At 56.8% G+C, this 21,852-nt stretch carries 22 protein-coding genes; 11 read left to right on the top strand and 11 right to left on the bottom strand.

Annotated elements, in window-relative coordinates; translation table 11 throughout:
• Nucleotides 1-14 precede the first annotated feature (14 nt).
• Nucleotides 15-725, top strand: coding sequence for a purine-nucleoside phosphorylase (gene deoD, locus AC2FLA_RS14145; protein ID WP_496722970.1), 711 nt, complete (start codon nucleotides 15-17; stop codon nucleotides 723-725).
• 562 nt (nucleotides 726-1,287) lie between these two features.
• Here deoD and AC2FLA_RS14140 read toward each other — a convergent pair.
• The gene (locus tag AC2FLA_RS14140) at nucleotides 1,288-2,067 is read right to left on the bottom strand and encodes a succinate dehydrogenase iron-sulfur subunit (protein ID WP_113792076.1); all 780 of its coding nucleotides are present in this window, start codon (nucleotides 2,065-2,067) and stop codon (nucleotides 1,288-1,290) included.
• A 164-nt stretch (nucleotides 2,068-2,231) separates the two neighbouring features.
• Between AC2FLA_RS14140 and AC2FLA_RS14135 the strand changes: the two genes are divergently transcribed.
• Nucleotides 2,232-3,287 carry a glycosyltransferase family 4 protein gene (locus tag AC2FLA_RS14135; RefSeq protein WP_496722968.1) on the top strand — a complete coding sequence of 352 codons (1,056 nt, stop codon included), beginning with the start codon at nucleotides 2,232-2,234 and terminating at the stop codon, nucleotides 3,285-3,287.
• 13 nt (nucleotides 3,288-3,300) lie between these two features.
• Here AC2FLA_RS14135 and AC2FLA_RS14130 read toward each other — a convergent pair whose 3' ends face one another.
• The 9 genes from AC2FLA_RS14130 to AC2FLA_RS14090 form a co-directional block, all read right to left on the bottom strand.
• Nucleotides 3,301-3,900, bottom strand: coding sequence for a hypothetical protein (locus AC2FLA_RS14130; RefSeq protein WP_496722966.1), 600 nt, complete (start codon nucleotides 3,898-3,900; stop codon nucleotides 3,301-3,303).
• Nucleotides 3,901-4,214: 314 nt separating this feature from the next.
• A complete protein-coding gene (gene sdhA, locus AC2FLA_RS14125) occupies nucleotides 4,215-6,023 on the bottom strand; it encodes a succinate dehydrogenase flavoprotein subunit (protein WP_496722964.1) in 1,809 nt (602 codons plus the stop codon).
• A 24-nt stretch (nucleotides 6,024-6,047) separates the two neighbouring features.
• On the bottom strand, nucleotides 6,048-6,419 hold the full coding sequence (gene sdhD, locus AC2FLA_RS14120) for a succinate dehydrogenase, hydrophobic membrane anchor protein (RefSeq protein WP_496722962.1): 372 nt from the start codon (nucleotides 6,417-6,419) through the stop codon (nucleotides 6,048-6,050).
• A gap of 11 nt (nucleotides 6,420-6,430) precedes the next feature.
• Entirely contained in the window at nucleotides 6,431-6,814 is a 384-nt protein-coding gene (sdhC, locus tag AC2FLA_RS14115) for a succinate dehydrogenase, cytochrome b556 subunit (protein WP_496722960.1), read from the bottom strand.
• A gap of 200 nt (nucleotides 6,815-7,014) precedes the next feature.
• A complete protein-coding gene (locus AC2FLA_RS14110; protein WP_496722958.1) occupies nucleotides 7,015-7,677 on the bottom strand; it encodes a DUF1194 domain-containing protein in 663 nt (220 codons plus the stop codon).
• A gap of 57 nt (nucleotides 7,678-7,734) precedes the next feature.
• Nucleotides 7,735-8,763, bottom strand: coding sequence for a MaoC family dehydratase (locus AC2FLA_RS14105; RefSeq protein ID WP_496722956.1), 1,029 nt, complete (start codon nucleotides 8,761-8,763; stop codon nucleotides 7,735-7,737).
• Complete coding sequence (locus AC2FLA_RS14100) at nucleotides 8,763-8,969, bottom strand: DUF1737 domain-containing protein (protein ID WP_496722954.1); 207 nt, start codon at nucleotides 8,967-8,969, stop codon at nucleotides 8,763-8,765. The genes AC2FLA_RS14105 and AC2FLA_RS14100 overlap by 1 nt, the downstream gene beginning before the upstream one ends.
• Nucleotides 8,970-8,981: 12 nt before the next feature.
• The gene (locus tag AC2FLA_RS14095; protein ID WP_496722952.1) at nucleotides 8,982-9,536 is read right to left on the bottom strand and encodes an NnrU family protein; all 555 of its coding nucleotides are present in this window, start codon (nucleotides 9,534-9,536) and stop codon (nucleotides 8,982-8,984) included.
• Nucleotides 9,537-9,542: 6 nt separating this feature from the next.
• Nucleotides 9,543-10,400: an HpcH/HpaI aldolase/citrate lyase family protein gene (locus tag AC2FLA_RS14090; RefSeq protein WP_496722950.1), complete on the bottom strand. Its 858-nt coding sequence runs from the start codon at nucleotides 10,398-10,400 to the stop codon at nucleotides 9,543-9,545.
• A 170-nt stretch (nucleotides 10,401-10,570) separates the two neighbouring features.
• On the opposite strand from AC2FLA_RS14090, the gene AC2FLA_RS14085 reads away from it, so the two are divergent.
• The gene (locus AC2FLA_RS14085; RefSeq protein WP_282120109.1) at nucleotides 10,571-10,870 is read left to right on the top strand and encodes a hypothetical protein; all 300 of its coding nucleotides are present in this window, start codon (nucleotides 10,571-10,573) and stop codon (nucleotides 10,868-10,870) included.
• Here AC2FLA_RS14085 and AC2FLA_RS14080 read toward each other — a convergent pair whose 3' ends face one another.
• Nucleotides 10,871-11,626 carry a sulfite exporter TauE/SafE family protein gene (locus AC2FLA_RS14080; RefSeq protein ID WP_058273684.1) on the bottom strand — a complete coding sequence of 252 codons (756 nt, stop codon included), beginning with the start codon at nucleotides 11,624-11,626 and terminating at the stop codon, nucleotides 10,871-10,873. It abuts the gene before it with no gap.
• A gap of 160 nt (nucleotides 11,627-11,786) precedes the next feature.
• Here AC2FLA_RS14080 and mdh point away from each other — a divergent pair, with 160 nt between their 5' ends.
• The 8 genes from mdh (at nucleotide 11,787) to AC2FLA_RS14040 (ending at nucleotide 21,838) form a co-directional block, all read left to right on the top strand.
• Entirely contained in the window at nucleotides 11,787-12,749 is a 963-nt protein-coding gene (mdh, locus tag AC2FLA_RS14075; protein ID WP_058273532.1) for a malate dehydrogenase, read from the top strand.
• A gap of 366 nt (nucleotides 12,750-13,115) precedes the next feature.
• Nucleotides 13,116-14,309, top strand: coding sequence for an ADP-forming succinate--CoA ligase subunit beta (gene sucC, locus AC2FLA_RS14070; RefSeq protein WP_058278788.1), 1,194 nt, complete (start codon nucleotides 13,116-13,118; stop codon nucleotides 14,307-14,309).
• A 632-nt stretch (nucleotides 14,310-14,941) separates the two neighbouring features.
• On the top strand, nucleotides 14,942-15,823 hold the full coding sequence (sucD, locus tag AC2FLA_RS14065; protein ID WP_058273535.1) for a succinate--CoA ligase subunit alpha: 882 nt from the start codon (nucleotides 14,942-14,944) through the stop codon (nucleotides 15,821-15,823).
• Nucleotides 15,824-16,555, top strand: a complete 732-nt coding sequence (locus AC2FLA_RS14060; RefSeq protein ID WP_496722947.1) for a hypothetical protein — start codon at nucleotides 15,824-15,826, stop codon at nucleotides 16,553-16,555.
• Nucleotides 16,552-17,094: a DUF805 domain-containing protein gene (locus tag AC2FLA_RS14055; protein ID WP_496722945.1), complete on the top strand. Its 543-nt coding sequence runs from the start codon at nucleotides 16,552-16,554 to the stop codon at nucleotides 17,092-17,094. The genes AC2FLA_RS14060 and AC2FLA_RS14055 overlap by 4 nt, the downstream gene beginning before the upstream one ends.
• On the top strand, nucleotides 17,091-20,048 hold the full coding sequence (locus tag AC2FLA_RS14050; RefSeq protein ID WP_496722943.1) for a 2-oxoglutarate dehydrogenase E1 component: 2,958 nt from the start codon (nucleotides 17,091-17,093) through the stop codon (nucleotides 20,046-20,048). Before AC2FLA_RS14055 ends, AC2FLA_RS14050 begins: the two co-directional genes overlap by 4 nt.
• A gap of 3 nt (nucleotides 20,049-20,051) precedes the next feature.
• Nucleotides 20,052-21,566, top strand: coding sequence for a 2-oxoglutarate dehydrogenase complex dihydrolipoyllysine-residue succinyltransferase (gene odhB / locus AC2FLA_RS14045; RefSeq protein ID WP_109312907.1), 1,515 nt, complete (start codon nucleotides 20,052-20,054; stop codon nucleotides 21,564-21,566).
• A gap of 2 nt (nucleotides 21,567-21,568) precedes the next feature.
• Complete coding sequence (locus AC2FLA_RS14040; protein ID WP_058273540.1) at nucleotides 21,569-21,838, top strand: hypothetical protein; 270 nt, start codon at nucleotides 21,569-21,571, stop codon at nucleotides 21,836-21,838.
• The last annotated feature ends 14 nt before the right edge of the window (nucleotides 21,839-21,852 follow it).

The following is a 21,852-nucleotide window of genomic DNA, read 5'->3' as shown; positions in this document are numbered from 1 at the left end:
GAACTGATCCCAAAATGACCATTCATATTGGAGCCAAAAAAGGCGACATCGCAGAAACGGTTCTTTTGCCTGGCGATCCTTATCGCGCAAAATGGGCGGCCGAAACGTTTTTGGACGATGTGAAGCAAGTCAATGACGTTCGCGGTATGCTGGGCTTTACCGGAAGCTGGAAAGGCAACCCTGTCACCATTCAGGGCAGCGGTATGGGCATGCCGTCCTTGTCGATTTACGTCAACGAATTGATCCGGGACTACGGGGCCAAAACGCTGATCCGCATTGGCTCCTGCGGGGGAATGCAGGACAGCGTGAATGTCCGCGATGTGATCCTTGCGATGACCTCAACCACGCTTAGCTCACCGTCGCGCGGCATCATGAAAGAGCTGAACTTTGCACCCTGCGCCGATTGGGGGCTGCTTCAGGCGGCGGCTCAGGCGGCAGCGGCCAAAGGCACGCCAACCCATGTTGGTGGCATCTACTCGTCGGACGTTTTCTATGACGAACGCCCAGATCTGAACGAACAGATGGTGCGGCACGGTATTCTCGGGGTCGAGATGGAAGCTGCTGAGCTGTACATTTTGGCCGCGCGCCACAAATGCCGGGCATTGGCTGTTCTAACCGTTTCCGACCACTTGCTGACCGGCGAAGCTTTGCCCTCAGCTGATCGCGAAAGAAGTTTTGGCGATATGGTTGAAATCGCACTGCAGGCGGCATTCCCGGCGGCGTAAATGCAAACATGCAGGGTGGGAAGCCGCCCTGCTTATGCCGCTATTGACCCTTCAGACATTGAGTTGGCGCGTCACTGCCCTGCTGCTGCGCGCCACAGAATGCACACACCCAAACGCCTTCCTTACGGTGCTGCCGCCAGCGGCAATCCCGGCTCAAGGACGAGGTGCGCGAACGCCAAAGGAAATAGGCAAACACTCCGCCTGCCAAGATAAGAAGCAAAATGGGCATGCCAATGCATGACCCATTTTGAGTGCCGGCTGCAAGTCTGACGTCGACTTAGGCTGCGTTTGCGTATTCGAAAAGCTCAGGTTCGTGCTTTTCTTCCACCTCTACAGGCTCGGGCGTGTAGTAGGCCCACGCTTGATTTAGAAGCTCCAGAGCTTCAGCAGCGCTCGAATTGGATTGTAGTCTTTGATTTTGCATCGGAGCGGTCCCGTTTTCGGTTTCATCACTCCTCCCTGATCACCAAGATAGTCTGGATCAGGGGCCATCGCATTACACAAATCTGCAACTGCGACATGCACTTACCGCAAGGCGGCAAGTGCATGATTTTCATACGCTTTAAACTGCGCGATCAACCATCATCTTTTTGATTTCGGCAATCGCCTTGGCCGGGTTCAGACCCTTCGGACAGGTCTTGGCGCAATTCATGATCGTGTGGCAGCGATACAGCTTGAACGGGTCTTCCAGCTCATCCAAACGTTCACCTGTGGCTTCGTCACGGCTATCGATTATCCAGCGATACGCATGCAAAAGCGCAGCGGGCCCAAGGTAGCGATCCCCGTTCCACCAATAGCTGGGGCATGAGGTTGAGCAGCTTGCGCACATCACGCATTCATACAGCCCATCCAGTTTCTTGCGATCCTCAATGGATTGCTTCCACTCTTTCGCCGGGCGGTTGGTCTTGGTTTCCAGCCACGGCATGATGCTTGCATGCTGCGCGTAGAAATGCGTCAGGTCAGGGATCAGGTCCTTGACGACCGGCATATGCGGCAGCGGATAAATCTTAACGTCACCCTTGATTTCATCCATGCCGTAGATACAGGCCAGCGTGTTGATCCCGTCGATATTCATCGCGCAGGAACCGCAGATACCTTCGCGGCAGGACCGGCGGAAGGTCAGGGTCGGGTCGATTTCGTTCTTGATCTTGATCAGCGCGTCCAGAACCATCGGACCGCAGCTGTCCATATCGACAAAATAGGTGTCTACGCGTGGATTTTGCCCGTCATCCGGGTTCCAACGATAGATCTGAAACTTACGAATATTGGTCGCGCCTTCAGGCTTCGGCCAGGTTTTGCCTGTGGTAATCCGAGAGTTCTTTGGCAGGGTGAGTTGTACCATTTCCGACCTCGCTAAAATCCTGCGTATAGATATACTCGGCAGACCGGAAAGCCAACCTTTTTCGCCTTGAAAACACCCAAGAAAATTGGGCAAGTTCACCACAATAATCCCGCGGCGTTCAAGGATCGTGCCGCTGAAGAAACCAGTTGAGTGCAGGACAGCGAATGCCGATAAATGTCGTCAACATCCCCTACGGCAACAAAAACCCGTACCAGAACCTGATGTACTCGGCCTGCAAGCCAGAGTTTTTCCTGGCCGCCTCGAAAAATGCTCCTTTGTCCACCTTTGCAACGGCTGATTTTCAACCCGATCAAAGCATCATTCATATCCATTGGGACGATCGCCTATTCCCCAATCCAGAAACGGAAGAGCAGGGATCTGAGTTTCGTTCCAGCTGTGACGGCCTAAGACAATACCAGGCCAATGGCGGGCGCGTGATCTGGACCATTCACAATCAGTTCGCGCATTCCGAAGGTGGCGAGACAGACTATTTCCGCAATATCCGCCGGGAATTGGCGAATATTGTCGATCTGATCCACGTTCACACGCCCCATGCCCGGCAACATATGATCGATGAATATGACACTGACCCTGACAAACTACGCGTCATTCCACACCCCAGCTATCTCGGCGTTTACGAGGCTGCAGAGCAAACGTTGAAACGCCCCCTTCCGCTGCGCGAGCGCACCCATTTTTTAAGCTTTGGGACAATGCGAGGCAGCCGCGAATTGGAACGTCTGGAAGATGCCGCAAAAAAATTGACCAATCGCGGGCACGACTTTCAGGTATCAGTCGTCGGGCGGGTGTATCCGTCCGGCCGCCGCCTGATGCGCCGCCTGCGGTCAAACCGCAATACTACGGTTGTACCTGAACGAATTCCCGACTCCGAAATAGCCCAAGTGTTCTCAAATGCGCATGCCTATATGCTGCCGTCGACGACCACTTTTACTTCTGGAACGGCGATGCTGGCGCAGACTTTTGGCCTGCCGATTGTCGGCCCCGACATTGATGCACACAAGCATACAACACCAGAGGCCTGTCATGATCTGCTTTATCCCGCGCAAAGCCCAAGGGGCTTGATCCGCATGATGATGCGCATGCTCAGCATGACTGATAAAGAACTGGCCGAAAAACGGCAGGCCTGTCTCGACTTTGCGGTTGAACGCAGCCCACACCGGATATCCAGCGACCTGAAACGCGCGCTGTCTGAACTGGCTTAGATGGCGCCACCCGTCATACTGCGCCCGTCGTACGCCCGGCAAAAACCGCGATTTCATCCAAAACTGCTTGGGGCGTCCTTTTGGTAAAAGTCTTGAAGATTGTCTCGTGCTCACCTTCGGTGGGTACACGCCGGACAAATCCCCATTCCTCGCGATCAATGACCCAGCTTTCAATGCCGTTTTCATACAACCAGCGCGCATAACGTACATCCACGAATTTCTGGCTAGTTTTCATGTATTCGTAAGGTGCAACATTGCGGCCAATGGCAACCAAGGCCCCTGTTCCCAATTGGTCCACACGTTGCATTTTTTCCAATGGCTGGCCGAACTTAATTGCCGTTCTTTGATGAACGTTTTCCGGAGCCGTACTAGAATAGGTGGACCCATGTGTGCCAATGACCAATTTTTCCGCGTCGTGGCTTTCCAGGCATTTGACCATGCGCTGAACATATTCATCACTGTAATTTAAATCGTCGTCGACCAAAAATACGATATCATCAGGATCCGGAGTCGTTACAAACTTGCCGACGTCTTTTTGATCTTCCTCGGGAACAAATGCGGACACTTTAGGATGATTCCGATATTCCGGCGGAACCTCTTTCCATTCGTTCATGCACAAGTGTAGCATGTCGACCTGATCAAGGATCGAGCGCACCGCTTGCAGCAACATCTTCTCGCGTATTGGGTACGTCGCCATATGAGCTCGGATCATCGAGAAATTTCCCTTTGGCACCTTGCGCGAAGAGTATCCCGCCCAAAAACGGGCAGTTAGACAACCTTAGTCTTGCAAGCATTTAATGGCCGGCTGGCTGACCCACAATGAAGGGCCGCAGACATCATGTCAGCGACCCTTGCTATTTTTCGTTTCACTAATCCGCCGCATGTGCCGTCCGATCAGCGAGCCATTTTAAGGCGGGGTCCGCTTGATCAGAACGTCCGCGCTTTGGGCGCGATTTTCTGCAGGCTGATGCCGCCTTCGTCTTCGGTTGTCAGCGGATCGGCAATGACCGGGCGATAGCTGAGATCGACTTTGTTGCCATCAACACGCGACACTGTGTGAACACGCCAGTTCTCATCATCACGCTCGGTGAAATCTTCATGCGCGTGTGCGCCGCGGGATTCCTTGCGCGCCTCAGCGCCAACGATGGTCGCCAAGGCGCTTGGCATCAGGTTGGTCAGCTCCAGCGTTTCCATCAGATCGCTGTTCCAGACCAGCGAGCGGTCGCTGACTTTCAGGTCGTCCATCTTGGCGGCGATCGCCGTCATCTTGTCGACGCCCTCGGCCATGGTTTTGGCTGTCCGGAAGACCGCTGCGTCTTCCTGCATGGTCTTCTGCATCTCAAGACGTAGATCGGCAGTCGCGATTGCACCGCTGGCATTGCGTACCGCGTCGAAGCGGTCGAACGCCTTATCGACGGACGCCTGATTCAGCACCGGGTTCGGTGCCTCGGCATCCACAACCTTGCCCGCTTTGATTGCGGCAGCGCGGCCAAACACTACGAGGTCGATCAGTGAGTTCGAGCCCAAACGGTTCGCCCCGTGGACCGAGGCACAGCCTGCTTCACCGACAGCCATCAAGCCGGGGACAACGCCCGTCGGGTTGTCAGCGGTCGGGTTCAGAACCTCACCCCAATAGTTGGTCGGAATGCCGCCCATGTTGTAATGCACAGTCGGCAGAACCGGGATCGGTTCCTTGGTGACGTCTACGCCCGCAAAAACCCGCGCCGACTCCGAAATACCTGGTAGGCGCTCTGCCAGCGCTTCGGACGGCAGGTGGCTTAGGTTCAGGTGAATGTGGTCGCCACCGTCACCATGGCCACGGCCTTCGCGGATCTCCATCGTCATCGAACGCGAGACATAATCGCGGGGTGCGAGGTCCTTGTACTGGGGGGCATAACGCTCCATGAACCGTTCGCCTTCGGCGTTGGTCAGGTAACCGCCTTCACCGCGCGCGCCTTCGGTGATCAGACAGCCAGAGCCATAAATGCCGGTCGGGTGGAATTGAACGAATTCCATATCCTGCAGAGCCAGACCCGCACGGGCCACCATGCCGCCACCATCGCCGGTGCAGGTATGGGCCGATGTTGCGCTGAAATAGGCGCGGCCATAACCGCCTGTCGCCAGCACAACCATCTTGGCGTTGAAGACGTGCATCGTGCCGTCATCCAACTTCCAGCAGACGACACCCTGACACTGACCGTCCTCGGACATGATCAGGTCGATGGCAAAATATTCGATATAGAACTCGGCGTTGTTCTTAAGCGACTGACCGTACAGCGTGTGCAGGATCGCGTGGCCGGTCCGGTCCGCAGCAGCACAGGTCCGCTGCACGGCAGGACCTTCGCCGAATTCGGTAGTGTGACCACCGAACGGGCGTTGGTAGATCTTGCCCTCTTCAGTACGGCTGAACGGAACACCGTAGTGTTCCAGCTCATACACGGCCTTGGGTGCCTCACGCGCAAGGTATTCCATTGCATCGGTGTCACCCAGCCAGTCCGAGCCTTTGACGGTGTCGTACATGTGCCACTGCCAGTGGTCAGGTCCCATATTGGACAGAGATGCGGCGATTCCGCCCTGCGCGGCAACCGTGTGCGAGCGTGTCGGAAACACCTTCGTGACACATGCCGTGCGCAGACCTTGTTCTGCCATGCCCAGTGTGGCGCGCAGACCAGCGCCGCCAGCGCCGACAACAACCACGTCATATTCGTGTGATTCGTATTCGTATGCAGTTGTCATTTGTTTATTTCCTTACCGCGCGTTTCACAGAGCCAGCTTGATCAGGGCAAACAGCCCGGCAGCTATCAATGTGTAGCCAAACGCCGCGACGGCCATGAGGCTCAGTTTTTCTGCAACACCGTGGACATAGTCTTCGATCGCAACTTGGGTCTCACGCACCAGATGCAGGATGACGACGACCATCGTCAGGCCAGTCACAATCGCCGGGAATGGGCGGCTGTAATAGGCCAGAACCTCTTCGTATGATCTGCCCAAGCCGTTTGCGAAGACGAAAACAAAAAGAGGCACCAAAAGGACCAGAGCGGCCGAGCTGACCATCATCTGCCAGTGATGATGTGTGCCCGCGCCGCCAGCACCGGCACCCTGCGCGCGTTTGCGGTCAGTGAGGTAATTCATGGCCAATCTCCTTAAACCGCAATTGCCGTGATGAAGGCGAAGATGGTGGCCAACACCATCATGCCGATCCCCATCTTTTCGGAGATACCGACATCCACGCAATAGCCCAGATCCCAGATCACGTGACGCAGACGACCCAGCATGTGATAGAAGATCGCCCAGGTCGCAGCGAACATCACCAGATCACCCAGCCAGCTTCTCATCAGACTGTCGATGAAATTGAACGACGCCTCGGATGTTGCAGCTGCCAGGAACCACCAGACGACAAAGAACGCAATCAACAACGATGCAATTCCCGTGATGCGCACAAGGATCGATGTCATCGAAGTCAGTTGGGGGCGGTAGATCGTGAGGTGAGGTGAAAGAGGGCGGTTGCCCCGATTTACATCGGCCATGTTGGCTCCTTTACGTTTGGCTTCCGAAGGTTTTACCGTTTTTTGCCGTTCTGTCACGTGCTGCAGATGCAAAAAAGTTCACAATTGACGCAAAATGACGGATATTCGCATTATGTGATCACACAAAATAAGCTCGTGATCACAAAAAGTTTTCCATCCGTTATGATGTTAGCGCCTACAGACCCGATTCTGTTGTGTGGCTATTTCAGATCAGCGGTTTGCTGGGTCACCTCGCGCAGCAGTTTCTTACGAATCCGCTCGGGATAGTCAGCAAACCCTGAGGCTGAGACGACAAACGCCCCCTCGCCCACGATCACATTTTCGAAGAAATACGCGGTCAGATCCGGTTCGCTTTCTTCAATTGCAATCGCGTTCACCGTCACACCGCGTGTCCGCAGAATTCTGTGTACGTCCGATGGTTCAACCCCCTCGTTCGACACCCCATCGCCAGAGATATCGATCAGGTGGCGTTTGCAATCCGACACCGTATCGAAATAGGACATGGTCGATTCCAGCGCCTCGCCAATTGCGGTGGAAAAGTTGCGCCAGACCCTTGGATCGTTGGCCACTTTTACAGCAAACTGATCAATTGCCTCGAAACTGTCGATATGTGTCCACGGAACGGTGACCATCTGACGAGAGGACCCTGTCCACTGCACCAGCATCACGCGGGCTTTCCCGCGCACCAATGCCTCGGACACGATTGGGTCGCGCAAACCGGCTGCTAGGCCATCCATTTGTATTCGATACTCAGTCGAATCGACCGAACCCGAGACATCTACGGCCAGGGCCAATGCCAGATCGCAGGCATAAGCGGGTGGCGTCAGACAGGCGCAGGCAGCTATCGTGCGAAACAACGTCATGACCACAGCCTAACACGATTGGCGCTGGCTGCGATCAAATGAATGTCACCACTAGTGTCAGATCGGCATCAGGGCCCAGTAATCCAGATCCAACAAAACATTCGGCAGATACCGACCGTCTTCGTTTTTCAATTCAAACGGCACGCCGCCCTTGGTGGCGACCAACCGTAGGCGCACGGCGCCGACGCCCGGAATGGCAGTTTCCGCCTTGTCCAGAACTTCGGACCAGGCCTTGATCGTGTCGCCCGCAAAACAGGGGTTAGCGTGCGCGCCACCGTTCAGGCCAACGATCATCTGTGCATTAGCCAGCCCGTTGAACGACAGGGTCCGCGCCATGGAAATCACGTGACCGCCATAGATCAGCCGTCCTTCGGGACGGAAAGTCAGATCGAAATGCACCTTGGCGGTGTTCTGCCACAGGCGGGTCGCCAGCATATGTTCGGCCTCTTCGACCGTGACGCCATCGACGTGATCGATCTTCTCGCCAATCTCATAGTCGCCCCAGCGATGCGCCTCACCAGCCTGAGCAAAATCGTACTGAGAGAAATCAAGGCCCTCGGGCGCGATCAGATCCTTCGCATCCAGCGCCTTTTTCAGTTCAGGCACCACAGTCTCGGGCGCGGGCGCATCCAGATCCGACTTCCGCACCATGACCCAACGCACGTATTCAATGACGACTTCATCGTGCTGATTCAGACCACGCGTGCGCACCCAGACGACACCGGTCTTGCCGTTCGAGTTCTGCTTGAGGCCGATCACCTCGGATTCCGATCGCAAAGTATCGCCGGGATAGACCGGCTTTAACCAGCGTCCTTCGGCATAGCCCAGATTGGCCACGGCATTCAGCGAAATATCCGGGACAGTTTTGCCGAACACGACATGAAACGCCGCCAGGTCATCAATCGGGCTTTGCGGCAGGCCACAATTCCGGGCGAACTCGTCCGAGGAATACAGCGCATGCCGCGCCGGATAGAGCGCATGGTACAGCGCCCGCTCACCATCGGTCACCGTGCGCGGCACGGCATGGTGCAACACCTGACCAATGGAATAGTCCTCAAAAAAGCGGCCCGGATTGGTTTTTGCCATTATTGCTGTCCCAGTTTCATGTCAGGTGAATAGTCGGCCTCGACCTCTTTGGTCACGGCCTGTGCGCAACGCATCATGCGGCTGTTTTCGTCATAGGCATAGGACGGGTCGCCATACAAATCCCAGCCTTTTGCCAAAGCATCTGACACTTTGTGACAAAAGGCCGATGTGTCTTCTTCGGTCAACAAACGGTAGAGTTTTGTCATAATGTCAGATCCTTACGAGGGGAACGGCGACGGGCCGACCAGCCCGTGAATGTAACCGATGACACCCAGCAGCACGATCGAAGCCACAAAGAACATCGCATCTTTGCCATAGGTTCCGGGTTCACCGGGGGTCCAGTCCGGTTCGGACTTGTTGATTACGATCACTTCGACCACAGCCCAGGCCAACAACCCGCCAAACAGGATGATCGAGGCCAGATCCCCATTCACCAGCAAATGCGCGAAAGCCCACAGTTTAAACCCGCCCAGCATCGGATGGCGGAGCTTGTTCAGAATACGGCCCTTGGTTCCGGCGGGGCTCAACATGAAGATCGCGATCAACACCAGCAGGTTGTTGATGTGAATCATAAAGGCAGGCGGGGCCCAGACATAGATGAAATCGGTCATGCGATAGCCGAAGATCATCAGCAGGATCGATGCCACCAAGGCCAGCGCGACCGCGCCCTTGCCGGCGTCGCCCATCGCAGCGCGACGCTCTGGCATCACACGTTTGAACAGATGCGCGGCCCACCAAAGTGCCACACCGAGAATGAGAAGAACGAAGCCCATGCTGGCTTACCCCGCTTGCAAAGCTGTAATTGCCTCCGCTTTTGCCAGAATTTCGCGGGCAGTTACAACGTGCAGATTTTCAACGATCTTGCCGTCGACCACGGCAACGCCCTGCCCTTGCCCCTCAACTTCTTCAAAAGCGGCAATCTGGCGACGGGCCAGATCGATCTCGCTCTCCGACGGGGCATAGGCCGCGTTGGTGACATCGACCTGTGCGGGGTGGATCAGGGTTTTTCCGTCAAAGCCCATGTCGCGGCCCTGCGCACATTCGGCGGCCAGACCTTCCGTGTCCTTGAATGCGTTATAGACACCATCGACAACGATCAGCCCCTCGGCCTTGGCGGCCAACAGACACAGGCCCAGAGAAGTCATCAAGGGCAGACGATCCGGGCGGAAGCGGGTTTGCAACTCCTTCGCCAGATCATTTGTACCCATGACAAACCCCGCCATCAGCGGATGGGCGGCAATCTCGGCCGCGTTCAGCATCCCGCGTGGGGTTTCCATCATCGCCCATATTGGCAGGTCACCGGTAATCGCGGCCAGCGCGTCCACATCCGCAGCCGAATTCACCTTGGGCAACAGGACCACATCGGCATCCATCTCGCGCACGGCCTCGGCGTCAGCACGGCCCCATTCGGTATCCAGACCGTTGATGCGCACGATCTTGACCCGTTCGCCATAGCCGCCCGCGGCCAGAGCCGCCTTAAGCGTTTCGCGCGCATTACCCTTCTCATCGGCAGAAACCGCGTCTTCAAGATCAAAAATGATCGCGTCCACTGGCAAAGTGCGTGCCTTGTCCAGCGCCCGGTCTTTCGAACCGGGGATATAAAGAACAGAGCGATAGGGGCGCTGGCGCGAGTCCATTGGCTTCTCCCGAGGAAATAAAGTTGCGCGGAATGGGGCATTTTTTGTCGGAAAGTTCAAGCGCAAAATCGCCGCATCGCAGCATTCGCGACGCAACGTGCGTTCCTTTAACCGGATTTCGGTCCAACGGCGGCACCCTGACCGGCAAAGGAAATCGAAAAGGGTCGAAGATGCACAAGACACTGCTGAAGATGACGATGGGCCTCGGAATCATGGTTCTGGCTGCGCAACAGGCCCACGCCCGCAACTGCGCCCCACGTGACGAGGTGATAAAACGGCTGACCGAAACTTACGGCGAAACGCGCCAGGGGATCGGCATCGCGCGTCAAGGCGCAGTGATGGAGCTCTATGCGTCGGACCAAAGCGGCAGCTGGACGATCACCGTGACATTGCCGGATGGAATGACCTGCCTTGTTGCCTCGGGTCAGGCTTATGAAATGATCGCCGATGCCCTGCCGCCCAACGTCTGATCAGGTCAAAGCGTCCCAGATCAGTTTACTGCCCGTGAGCGTCAGTAGCACATAGGCGATGCCAAAGAACAGGCGCTCGGACAGCATGAAATGCGCCCGGACGCCCAGCCAGGCACCAAGAATCGCAAATGGTGTCAAAAGCAGATCGGCCCACGCGGTGTGCCAAGTGAAAAGGCCAAGATAGGCGTAAGGAACAAATTTCGTGATGTTGATGACCCAGAAGGCCAATACAGTGCTGGCCTGAAACTCGGTCTTCGACAGGCGTTGCGACAGCAGGTAAACTGCGGCTGGCGGGCCGCCTGCATGGCTGACAAAGCTGGTGAAGCCAGCAACCAGTCCAGCGAACAGTCCGGCGGGGGCAGGCAGTCTGTTTGTGAAGCCGCGCACCCAGCCTTTGGATTGACTGACGTGCCAAACGACAAAACCAATGGAAATCCCCCCGATCAATAGGCGCAGCAGATCATCATCGGTGGCGCGATAAAGCCATGCGCCCAACGCCACGCCGGGCACGGCCCCAAGGATCAACAGGCGCGAATCCGGCCAGCTCCAGCGTTTCCAATAGGGCCCAAGAGTTGCAACATCGATCACCATCAAAATCGGCAGCATCAGGGCCAGTGCCTGCCCCGGCTCCAATATCAACGCCAGAATCGATGAGGACGCAAAGGCCACGCCTGAGCCAAAGCCACCCTTCGAAATACCCGCAAATATCACAGCCGGGATCGCTACAACAAAAAACATCAGGTTCAATTCGAACATGCAGCGCCCCGGTTTCGGCCTGTATCCTTGGCCGTTTAGCGCAATCAGCCCAGGCAGTGCAAACGGTATGCGGTTGCATGCCGCGCCGCTGAACACTTGCGCGAAAGCCATTTAGGGACTAGCACAGCCGCGATTTCAATTCCGACCGGAGATTTTCCAAATGGCCAGACCCAAGATTGCGCTTATCGGCGCTGGGAACATCGGCGGCACGCTTGCGCACCTCGCAGCTGTCAAAGAACTGGGTGACGTTGTCCTGTTCGACATCGCAGACGGGCTGCCGCAGGGCAAAGCGCTCGACATCGCCGAATCCGGCCCTTCGGAAGGGTTCGACGCAGCCATGTCCGGCACCAGCGACTATGCCGATATCGCAGGCGCAGACGTCTGCATCGTCACCGCTGGCGTCGCCCGCAAACCCGGCATGAGCCGCGATGACCTGCTGGGCATCAACCTGAAAGTCATGAAGTCGGTCGGTGAAGGCATTGCAGCCCACGCACCCGACGCGTTCGTGATCTGCATCACCAACCCGCTGGACGCGATGGTCTGGGCTCTGCGTGAGTTCTCGGGCCTGCCGCACAACAAAGTCTGTGGCATGGCTGGCGTTCTGGACTCAGCCCGTTTCGCGCACTTCCTGTCGGAAGAGTTCAACGTCTCGATGCGCGACGTCACCGCGTTTGTTCTGGGCGGCCACGGCGACACCATGGTGCCGTCGGTTCGTTATTCGACCGTTGCCGGTATCCCCCTGCCCGATCTGGTCGAGATGGGCTGGACCACACAGGACAAACTGGACGCCATCGTTCAGCGCACCCGTGATGGCGGTGCCGAAATCGTTGGCCTGCTGAAAACTGGCTCGGCTTACTACGCGCCTGCCACTTCGGCGATCGAAATGGCCGAAGCCTATCTGAAAGACCAGAAACGCGTTCTGCCTTGCGCTGCATATTGCAGCGGTGAGCTGGGCGTAGACGGTCTGTATGTGGGCGTACCCACCGTGATCGGTGCCGGTGGTGTCGAACGGATCGTCGACATCAAGCTGAACGAAGACGAACAAGCCGGGTTCGACAATTCGGTCAACGCCGTCAAAGGCCTGATCGAAGCGTGCAAGGGCATCGACAGCTCGCTGGCCTGATCCCTCTGCGGCGGTAATTCAGAACCCGGCTGACCATTGGTGAGCCGGGTTTTTTTATTTGGACGATTGCGGCGCCATTGAGTCGACATGTCCCCGGCGCAGCTACCGTGTAATCGTTTGAATCCGCCGTCTCGGCGGACCGGCTAGGTTTAGCGCTAGCTGAATTCTCTCTTTATTCTAAAGGCCGTCATCGACGACGAATCAAACGGGTGACCTTTGTTGCCTTTTGTGATCACACCCAAAAAAACCGTGATCACAAATAATGAAAATCTTCGTGAAAAACTGCTTCCCTGTCAAAAAACCCTTTAAACTTGCCCCCTAGACACCCCTATAACGGTGTAATCGTAGTCAGACAGGACAGTTTCGATGAACATTCACGAATATCAGGCCAAAGCGCTTCTTCGCAGCTATGGCGCTCCGGTCTCCGAAGGTCGCGCGGTTCTGCGCGCTGAGGAAGCCAAAACCGCAGCCGGTGAACTGGATGGCCCGCTCTGGGTTGTCAAAGCACAGATCCACGCGGGTGGCCGTGGCAAGGGCTCCTTCAAAGAGGCTGACGCCGGTGAAAAAGGCGGTGTTCGTCTGACCAAGTCGGTGGAAGAAGCATCCGAGGAAGCCAAGAAGATGCTGGGCCGTACGCTGGTCACGCATCAAACCGGCCCCGCGGGCAAGCAAGTCAACCGCATCTACATCGAAGCCGGTTCCGGCATCGAGCGTGAACTGTACCTGGCCCTGCTGGTGGATCGCCAGACCAGCCGCATCTCATTCGTGTGTTCGACCGAAGGTGGCATGGACATCGAAGAGGTTGCCGCGGCAACGCCCGAGAAAATCCTGTCCTTCTCGGTCGATCCGGCAACAGGCTATCAGCCCTACCATGGTCGTCGCATCGCCTTCTCGCTGGGCCTGGAGGGCGCACAGGTCAAACAGTGCGTCAAATTGATGAGCCAGCTGTATGCCGCCTTCGTCGAGAAGGACATGGAGATGCTGGAGATCAACCCGCTGATCGTGTCCGACAAGGGCGACCTCAAGGTGCTGGACGCCAAGGTCGGCTTTGACGGTAACGCGGTTTACCGCCACCCCGACATCGCTGAGCTGCGCGACACTACCGAGGAAGACCCCAAGGAATTGGAAGCCTCTAAATACGACCTGAACTACATCGCGTTGGATGGTGAGATCGGCTGCATGGTCAACGGTGCCGGCCTGGCGATGGCGACCATGGACATCATCAAGCTGTATGGGGCTGAGCCTGCCAACTTCCTCGACGTGGGCGGTGGCGCCACCAAAGAGAAAGTGACCGAGGCGTTCAAGATCATCACCTCGGACCCACAGGTCAAAGGCATTCTGGTCAACATCTTCGGCGGCATCATGCGCTGTGACGTCATCGCCGAGGGCGTTGTCGCCGCGGTGAAAGAGGTCGGCCTGAAGGTTCCGCTGGTCGTGCGTCTGGAAGGCACGAACGTTGAGAAGGGCAAAGAGATCATCAACACCTCTGGCCTGGACGTGATCGCAGCTGACAACCTGAAAGACGGTGCCGAGAAGATCGTCAAGGCGGTTAAGGGGTAAATGGGTGAGAGGAAGATTTGCAGCAAAGCAAACCTTCCTTAATCTTCAGGGTGAGTATCACTTTCAAAGGCCAGTTGAATGAATTTCAGAAGTATCTCATTGGCGACCGCACTCTTTTTGGCTGGTTGCGCAACCACGCCCGCGACACAACGCAGTGCAGTCGAAGAAGCGAGTATGCTTTTCGAAACAGTCTGTATGGCCAGTTTGGGTAATCCTTCTCAAGCGACTCACACCCTAGAGAACTCAGGCCTCGAGCGTATTGCTGACACATCCCAAGGAGGAACGCGATTCTTCAGCGAGCCAAATTGGATATACGTGGTGACCGGAACCAGATATTCCGAATTCAAATCCCTGGGTAAGGTCAAGTATGACTACTGCTATGTTGCGTCAAAAAACCTAAGCTCCGCTGAGGTGGAAAAAATTCAAGAGCGAATGGCTGCAAAGTACATCGAAGGCTCATCTACTTACCGGACGAGCAGAAACTCTTCGAGAACTACGCTGAGTGCTGACAATCCCATTGCAGGGCGAAATGTCTACATCGTCTCCGGGCAACCTCCGAAACAACCCGCTGGACAGCAATACTCGTCCATCGAACTTCAACAGATAAGATAGCAAGCGAAGGAGCCACGAAAATGGCAGTCCTCATCGACGAAAATACCAAAGTGATCTGTCAGGGCTTTACCGGCTCGCAGGGCACATTCCACAGCGAACAGGCCATCGCTTATGGCACCAAGATGGTTGGCGGCGTGACCCCCGGCAAAGGCGGGATGACGCATCTTGACCTGCCCGTGTTCAACTCGGTCCACGAGGCCAAGCATGTGACCGAAGCCAATGCCAGCGTGATCTATGTACCGCCGCCCTTTGCAGCAGACTCGATCCTCGAAGCGATTGATGCCGAGATGGAAGTGATCGTCTGCATCACCGAAGGCATCCCGGTTCTGGACATGATGAAGGTGAAGCGCGCGCTGGAAGGCAGCAAGTCACGCCTGATCGGGCCGAACTGCCCCGGTGTGATCACGCCCGACGCCTGCAAGATCGGCATCATGCCCGGCCACATTCACAAACGCGGGAGCGTGGGTGTCGTTTCCCGCTCGGGTACGCTTACTTATGAAGCTGTGAAACAGACAACAGACGTAGGCCTGGGCCAGTCCACCTGTGTGGGCATCGGCGGCGACCCGATCAAAGGGACTGAGCATATCGACGTGCTGGAATGGTTCCTGGCGGATGACGAAACCCACTCGATCATCATGATCGGTGAGATCGGTGGCTCGGCCGAGGAAGAAGCCGCGCAGTTCCTGGCGGATGAGGCCAAGAAGGGCCGTTCTAAACCGACTGCTGGTTTCATCGCGGGCCGCACCGCCCCTCCGGGCCGCCGTATGGGCCACGCGGGCGCAATTGTCGCCGGTGGCAAAGGCGGGGCCGAGGACAAGATCGAAGCCATGCGCTCGGCCGGTATCGTCGTGGCCGAAAGCCCTGCCCAGCTGGGTGAGGCTGTGCTGGAAGCGATTGGGTAAGTGACGTTGATGAGCCTCGCTAGAGTTTCAATTCTCGCACTAGCGTCTTTTCTTTTGGCAGCACCAATTGCGGCAGAAGAAGAAGTATCCGCCATTGCGACTATTGATATGTGCGAGGCTCGCTACTCTTCCATTACAGACCTCGTAGAGCGAGCAGAAGGTTTGGGTTGGCAGCAAGTCAAAGGTGCGGAGGCTGAAGAAGTTGTTGACCGAACCGTTTGGATCGCATTGCCCTCTCTCAAGTCGGACGAGATTGACCCCGAAAATACAAATGGAACATTTTGCCTTGGCCAACTCCCAATGGATTGCAGCCGCCCTGAGATTGGCCAAGCACGCTTGAACGATCAAGCTCACTACGTGGCTTTTTCCGCAGACAATTCCGCGCTTCTGATATTCGTTGACTTCGGGGGTTCGGATCAAAAATCTGAAAAAGACTTTGTAGAGTACAAAAGCTCTTGCACAGCAATATTTGGGCAAGGCAAAGCCTCTCGTGAACTCGGAAACGCCTTCAGCCGACCGGAACTGAAAAGAAACCCTTCCGGCACATCGCAGGTGATCTCGGAACGCACCAGAAATCCGAAACTTGATTGGCCCTACCCCCGAGTCACGTACCGCACTTCCATTCATGCACCTTATCCACACATACTTGAGGTCAAGGACTTGGAATGGCTTAACTATGTAACAGGTTTTGGTACCGGATACTTCTACACGTACCAAGCGGGGGATTCATGACCTTCTCCGACGCCATCCGCACCTGTTTCTCCAAGTTCTTCACCTTCTCGGGTCGTGCCTCGCGGCCCGAATACTGGTTCTTTTTCCTGTTCATCGTGATCTGGAACATCATCGCCGGGATCATCGACTGGCAGTTCTTCACTCAGGTCTCGGTCAGCCAGACTGACGAGGTCAAAGCGGTCACTGCGACGTCCTCTGCGCCAGTACAAAGCATCGTAGGCTTGATCGTGTTCATCCCGCATCTGGCCGTCGCGTGGCGACGGATGCATGACACCGGGCGCAGCGGGCTTTTCGCCTTGCTTCCGATCCTGTTGATTGTCGGCGCGTTTGCGGTGCTGATCTTTGGCATCGGCCTCGCATCCCATTTCCAGCATGGCGGCAATCTGGACATCCTGTTCACCCGCGCCACGCTGCTAATCGTCATTCCGACACTGCTTGTTTTGTTTGTGTCGCCCCTCCTGGTTCTGTGGTGGCTGACCCGCCCCAGCCAGCCAGGCGCCAACCAATACGGTCCCAACCCATATGAGGTAGCCCAATGACCGAACACACGCCCAATTCTGCCTTTCATGCCTCAAGCTTTATGCAGGGGCATAATGCCGAATATCTGGAGCAACTTTATGCCCAGTACGCCAAGGACCCGAACGCAGTAGATGCGGCCTGGGTCGAGTTTTTCCGGGCGATGGGCGACGCCACGCCGGACGTCCAGCGCGAGGCCGAAGGGCCGTCCTGGGCGCGGACCGACTGGCCTCCGATGCCGACGGATGATCTGACCGGAGCGTTGACCGGAGAATGGGCCGAAATCGACGCCAAGGCAGCAGGCGACAAGATCAAGGACAAGGCCGAGGCCAAGGGCGTTCAGGTCAGCGAAGACCAGATCAAACGCGCGGTGCTGGACAGTCTGCGGGCGCTGATGTTGATCCGGGCTTATCGTATCCGGGGCCATCTTGCTGCTAATCTGGACCCGTTGGGCATGCGCGCAGCCAGCACCCACCCGGAATTGGACCCCAGGACGTATGGCTTCACCGAAGCCGACATGGACCGCCCGATCTTTATCGACAACGTGCTGGGTTTGCAGATGGCCAGCATGCGCCAGATTGTCGAGATCGTGAAACGGACCTATTGCGGCACGTTCGCGCTGCAGTACATGCATATCTCAAATCCGGAAGAAGCCGCGTGGCTGAAGGAACGGATCGAAGGGTATGGCAAGGAAATCCAATTCACTAAGGAAGGCCGCAAGGCGATCCTGAACAAGATGGTTGAGGCGGAAGGATTCGAGAAGTTCCTGCATGTAAAATACATGGGCACCAAGCGTTTCGGTCTGGACGGCGGCGAAGCCTTGATCCCCGCGATGGAGCAGATCATCAAGCGCGGCGGGGCGCTGGGTGTCAGCGACATCGTCATCGGCATGCCGCACCGGGGCCGCCTGAACATTCTGGCCAACGTGATGCGCAAGCCCTATCGCGCCATCTTCAACGAGTTCCAGGGCGGCAGCTTCAAACCCGAAGATGTGGATGGTTCCGGCGATGTGAAGTATCACCTCGGCGCGTCCAGCGACCGTGAATTCAATGGCAACAGTGTCCATCTGTCGCTGACTGCAAACCCCTCACACCTTGAGGCGGTGAACCCGGTTGTTCTGGGCAAGGTCCGCGCAAAACAGGATCAGTTGGGTGACGAAGACCGGACCAAGGTGATGGGCATCCTGCTGCACGGCGATGCGGCCTTTGCGGGTCAAGGTGTTGTCGCCGAAGGCTTTGGCCTGTCCGGCCTTAAGGGTCATAAGACCGGCGGCACGATGCATATCGTGGTGAACAACCAGATTGGCTTTACCACCGCGCCGCATTTCAGCCGCTCCAGCCCCTACCCCACCGATATCGCCCTGATGGTTGAGGCACCGATCTTCCACGTGAATGGTGACGATCCCGAGGCTGTAACACATGCCGCCAAGGTTGCGACCGAATTCCGGCAGAAGTTCCACAAGGACGTGGTTATCGACATCTTCTGCTATCGCCGGTTCGGACATAACGAGGGCGATGAGCCCATGTTCACCAACCCGATCATGTACAAGAAGATCAAGACGCATAAGACCACGCTGTCGCTGTACACCGAACGCCTGGTCAAAGACGGCCTGATCCCCGAAGGCGAAATCGAGGATATGAAGGCCGCCTTTCAGGCGCATCTGAATGATGAGTTCGAGGCCGGGAAGGACTATAAGCCCAACAAGGCCGACTGGCTGGACGGGCGCTGGTCGCATCTGGACAAGAACAAAGATGAATATGTCCGCGGCGACACGGCAATCAAACCGGAAACGCTGGCGCAGATTGGCAACGCGCTGAGCCACACACCAGCAGATATCGCAGTGCATCGTACCGTCTCGCGTCTTCTGGATCAAAAGAAACAGATGTTCGAAAGCGGCAAAGGGTTTGACTGGGCGACTGGTGAGGCCCTGGCCTTTGGCTCTCTGCTGACCGAAGGCTATCCGGTGCGCCTGTCAGGGCAAGATGCGACGCGCGGGACGTTCAGTCAGCGTCACTCGGGTTTCATTCATCAGGAAACTGAAGAACGGTACTACCCACTGAACAACATTCGTGAGGGCCAGTCGAAATACGATGTAATCGACTCGATGCTCAGCGAATATGCGGTGCTGGGCTTTGAATATGGATTCTCGCTGGCGGAACCAAATGCACTGACCCTGTGGGAAGCGCAATTCGGTGATTTTGCCAACGGCGCGCAAATCATGTTCGACCAGTTCATCAGCTCGGGCGAAAGCAAATGGCTGCGCATGTCCGGTCTGGTGTGCCTGTTGCCACACGGTTTCGAGGGTCAGGGGCCTGAACACTCGTCAGCACGTCTGGAAAGGTTCCTGCAGATGTGTGGTCAGGACAATTGGATCGTGGCCAACTGCACGACACCCGCTAATTACTTTCACATCCTGCGCCGTCAGCTGCACCGGACTTTCCGCAAGCCGCTGATCCTGGTGACGCCCAAATCGTTACTGCGCCACAAGCTGGCGGTCAGCACAGCAGAAGAATTCACCACCGGTTCAAGCTTCCACCGTGTGTTGTGGGACGATGCACAGCACGGAAACTCGGAAACCAAATTGGTCAAGGACGACAAGGTCAAACGCGTGGTGATGTGTTCCGGCAAGGTCTACTACGATCTGCTCGAAGAACGCGACGAGCGCGGCATCGACGACGTCTACCTGATGCGGATTGAGCAGTTCTATCCCTTCCCGGCGCATTCGCTGATCAATGAGCTTGAGCGCTTTAAAGGTGCCGAAATGATCTGGTGTCAGGAAGAACCCAAGAACCAGGGTGCCTGGACCTTTATCGAACCGAATATCGAATGGGTTCTGACCCGCATCGGCGCCAAGCACACTCGGCCGCGTTATGTCGGCCGCTCCACATCGGCTTCTCCCGCGACGGGTCTGGCCAGCCAACACAAAGCCCAACAAGCAGCGCTGGTCGACGAAGCGCTGAGCATTGAAGGAAAATAATCGATGTCCATTGAAGTTCGAGTTCCCACGCTTGGCGAGTCGGTTACCGAAGCCACGGTTGCGACATGGTTCAAGAAACCCGGCGACGCCGTCGCGGTTGATGAAATGTTGTGTGAGTTGGAGACTGACAAGGTCACCGTCGAAGTCCCTTCTCCTGCCGCTGGCGTGATGGGCGAAATCGTCGCCGCAGAAGGTGAAACCGTTGGCGTTGACGCTCTGCTGGCCACCATCGCTGCAGGTGAAGGCGCAGCTCCTGCCCCGGTAGCCGCACCGGCCCCGGCGGCTGCGGCTGCTCCGGCGGCGTCTGGCGGCAGTGTTGACGTCATGGTTCCGACCTTGGGTGAATCCGTGACTGAAGCGACCGTTTCGACATGGTTCAAACAGGTCGGCGACAGCGTCGCACAGGACGAGATGCTGTGTGAGCTGGAAACCGACAAGGTCTCGGTCGAGGTTCCGGCCCCGGCTGCGGGTGTTCTGGCAGAAATCGTTGCCCCCGAAGGCGCAACAGTTGAGGCGTCGGCCAAACTGGCGGTGATTTCCGGCGCAGCGGCAGGGTCCGTCGCTGCTCCGGCAGCTGCGGCGGCAACCCCGGCCGCAGCAGCAAGCACCGGCAAGGACATCGCCAACGCGCCATCCGCCGAAAAAGCTATGGCAGAGGCCGGTTTGTCCGCGGATCAGGTCACAGGCACCGGTCGTGATGGGCGGATCATGAAAGAGGATGTTGCCCGCGCAGCGGCTACGGCTGCGGCCCCGGCACCTACGGCGGCAGCACCGGCACCGGCGCAAGCGCCTCGGGCACCGGTCGCAGCACAGGATGCCGCCCGCGAAGAGCGTGTGCGCATGACCCGCCTGCGCCAAACCATCGCCAAGCGTTTGAAGGATGCGCAGAACACTGCGGCAATCCTGACCACCTTCAACGAGGTGGACATGACCGAGGTGATGGGCCTGCGCAATGAATACAAAGACCTGTTCCTGAAAAAGCACGGCGTGAAACTGGGCTTTATGTCCTTCTTCACCAAGGCATGCTGTCACGCGCTGAAAGAGGTTCCGGAAGTCAACGCCGAGATCGATGGCACGGACATCGTCTACAAGAATTTCGTGCACATGGGCGTTGCCGCCGGTACGCCGCAAGGTCTGGTTGTTCCTGTCATCCGCGACGCCGACAGCATGTCCTTCGCGGATATCGAGAAGGCCATCGCCGAAAAGGGCAAGCGCGCCCGCGACGGCAAGTTGTCCATGGCAGAGATGCAGGGCGGCACCTTCACCATCTCGAACGGTGGCGTCTATGGCTCGCTTATGTCGTCACCGATCCTGAACCCGCCGCAGTCGGGTATCCTTGGCATGCACAAGATCCAGGACCGTCCAATGGTCATCAATGGTGAGATCAAGATCCGCCCGATGATGTATCTGGCACTGTCCTATGACCACCGGATTGTTGACGGCAAGGGCGCCGTGACGTTCCTTGTACGTGTGAAAGAGGCGCTGGAAGACCCGCGCCGTCTGCTGATGGATCTGTAATCATGGCGACACATGTACTCTGGCAAGCCGACGTGGCCGACTTTGATGTCTGGCTAAAGGTGTTCGAAGAAGACAAACCGATGAGGGAGGCCGCGGGCATCCGCGACCTCCATATCTGGAAAGACCCTGATCGAAAGGACCACGCGGTCGCCTTGTTCGAGATCACCGATCTCGACCGGGCCCAGAGCTTCATCGAATCCGAAGAGCTGGCCATGCACCACGAACGCGGTGGCGTGGCGCATATCCAGACCAAGGTTCTGGACCCTGTCTGAAAGCATGAGGCTGC

The sequence above is a fragment of the Ruegeria sp. CDSA033 genome (assembly GCF_059612305.1).
This window is presented reverse-complemented; position numbering and strand designations above follow the sequence as displayed.

Bases quoted from the DNA above. Each gene is read 5' to 3' on its own strand.
- deoD (WP_496722970.1), top strand. From the start codon at position 15: ATGACCATTCATATTGGAGCCAAAAAAGGCGACATCGCAGAAACGGTT.
- AC2FLA_RS14140 (WP_113792076.1), bottom strand. From the start codon at position 2,067: ATGGTACAACTCACCCTGCCAAAGAACTCTCGGATTACCACAGGCAAA.
- AC2FLA_RS14135 (WP_496722968.1), top strand. From the start codon at position 2,232: ATGCCGATAAATGTCGTCAACATCCCCTACGGCAACAAAAACCCGTAC.
- AC2FLA_RS14130 (WP_496722966.1), bottom strand. From the start codon at position 3,900: ATGAACGAATGGAAAGAGGTTCCGCCGGAATATCGGAATCATCCTAAA.
- sdhA (WP_496722964.1), bottom strand. From the start codon at position 6,023: ATGACAACTGCATACGAATACGAATCACACGAATATGACGTGGTTGTT.
- sdhD (WP_496722962.1), bottom strand. From the start codon at position 6,419: ATGAATTACCTCACTGACCGCAAACGCGCGCAGGGTGCCGGTGCTGGC.
- sdhC (WP_496722960.1), bottom strand. From the start codon at position 6,814: ATGGCCGATGTAAATCGGGGCAACCGCCCTCTTTCACCTCACCTCACG.
- AC2FLA_RS14110 (WP_496722958.1), bottom strand. From the start codon at position 7,677: ATGACGTTGTTTCGCACGATAGCTGCCTGCGCCTGTCTGACGCCACCC.
- AC2FLA_RS14105 (WP_496722956.1), bottom strand. From the start codon at position 8,763: ATGGCAAAAACCAATCCGGGCCGCTTTTTTGAGGACTATTCCATTGGT.
- AC2FLA_RS14100 (WP_496722954.1), bottom strand. From the start codon at position 8,969: ATGACAAAACTCTACCGTTTGTTGACCGAAGAAGACACATCGGCCTTT.
- AC2FLA_RS14095 (WP_496722952.1), bottom strand. From the start codon at position 9,536: ATGGGCTTCGTTCTTCTCATTCTCGGTGTGGCACTTTGGTGGGCCGCG.
- AC2FLA_RS14090 (WP_496722950.1), bottom strand. From the start codon at position 10,400: ATGGACTCGCGCCAGCGCCCCTATCGCTCTGTTCTTTATATCCCCGGT.
- AC2FLA_RS14085 (WP_282120109.1), top strand. From the start codon at position 10,571: ATGCACAAGACACTGCTGAAGATGACGATGGGCCTCGGAATCATGGTT.
- AC2FLA_RS14080 (WP_058273684.1), bottom strand. From the start codon at position 11,626: ATGTTCGAATTGAACCTGATGTTTTTTGTTGTAGCGATCCCGGCTGTG.
- mdh (WP_058273532.1), top strand. From the start codon at position 11,787: ATGGCCAGACCCAAGATTGCGCTTATCGGCGCTGGGAACATCGGCGGC.
- sucC (WP_058278788.1), top strand. From the start codon at position 13,116: ATGAACATTCACGAATATCAGGCCAAAGCGCTTCTTCGCAGCTATGGC.
- sucD (WP_058273535.1), top strand. From the start codon at position 14,942: ATGGCAGTCCTCATCGACGAAAATACCAAAGTGATCTGTCAGGGCTTT.
- AC2FLA_RS14055 (WP_496722945.1), top strand. From the start codon at position 16,552: ATGACCTTCTCCGACGCCATCCGCACCTGTTTCTCCAAGTTCTTCACC.
- AC2FLA_RS14050 (WP_496722943.1), top strand. From the start codon at position 17,091: ATGACCGAACACACGCCCAATTCTGCCTTTCATGCCTCAAGCTTTATG.
- odhB (WP_109312907.1), top strand. From the start codon at position 20,052: ATGTCCATTGAAGTTCGAGTTCCCACGCTTGGCGAGTCGGTTACCGAA.
- AC2FLA_RS14040 (WP_058273540.1), top strand. From the start codon at position 21,569: ATGGCGACACATGTACTCTGGCAAGCCGACGTGGCCGACTTTGATGTC.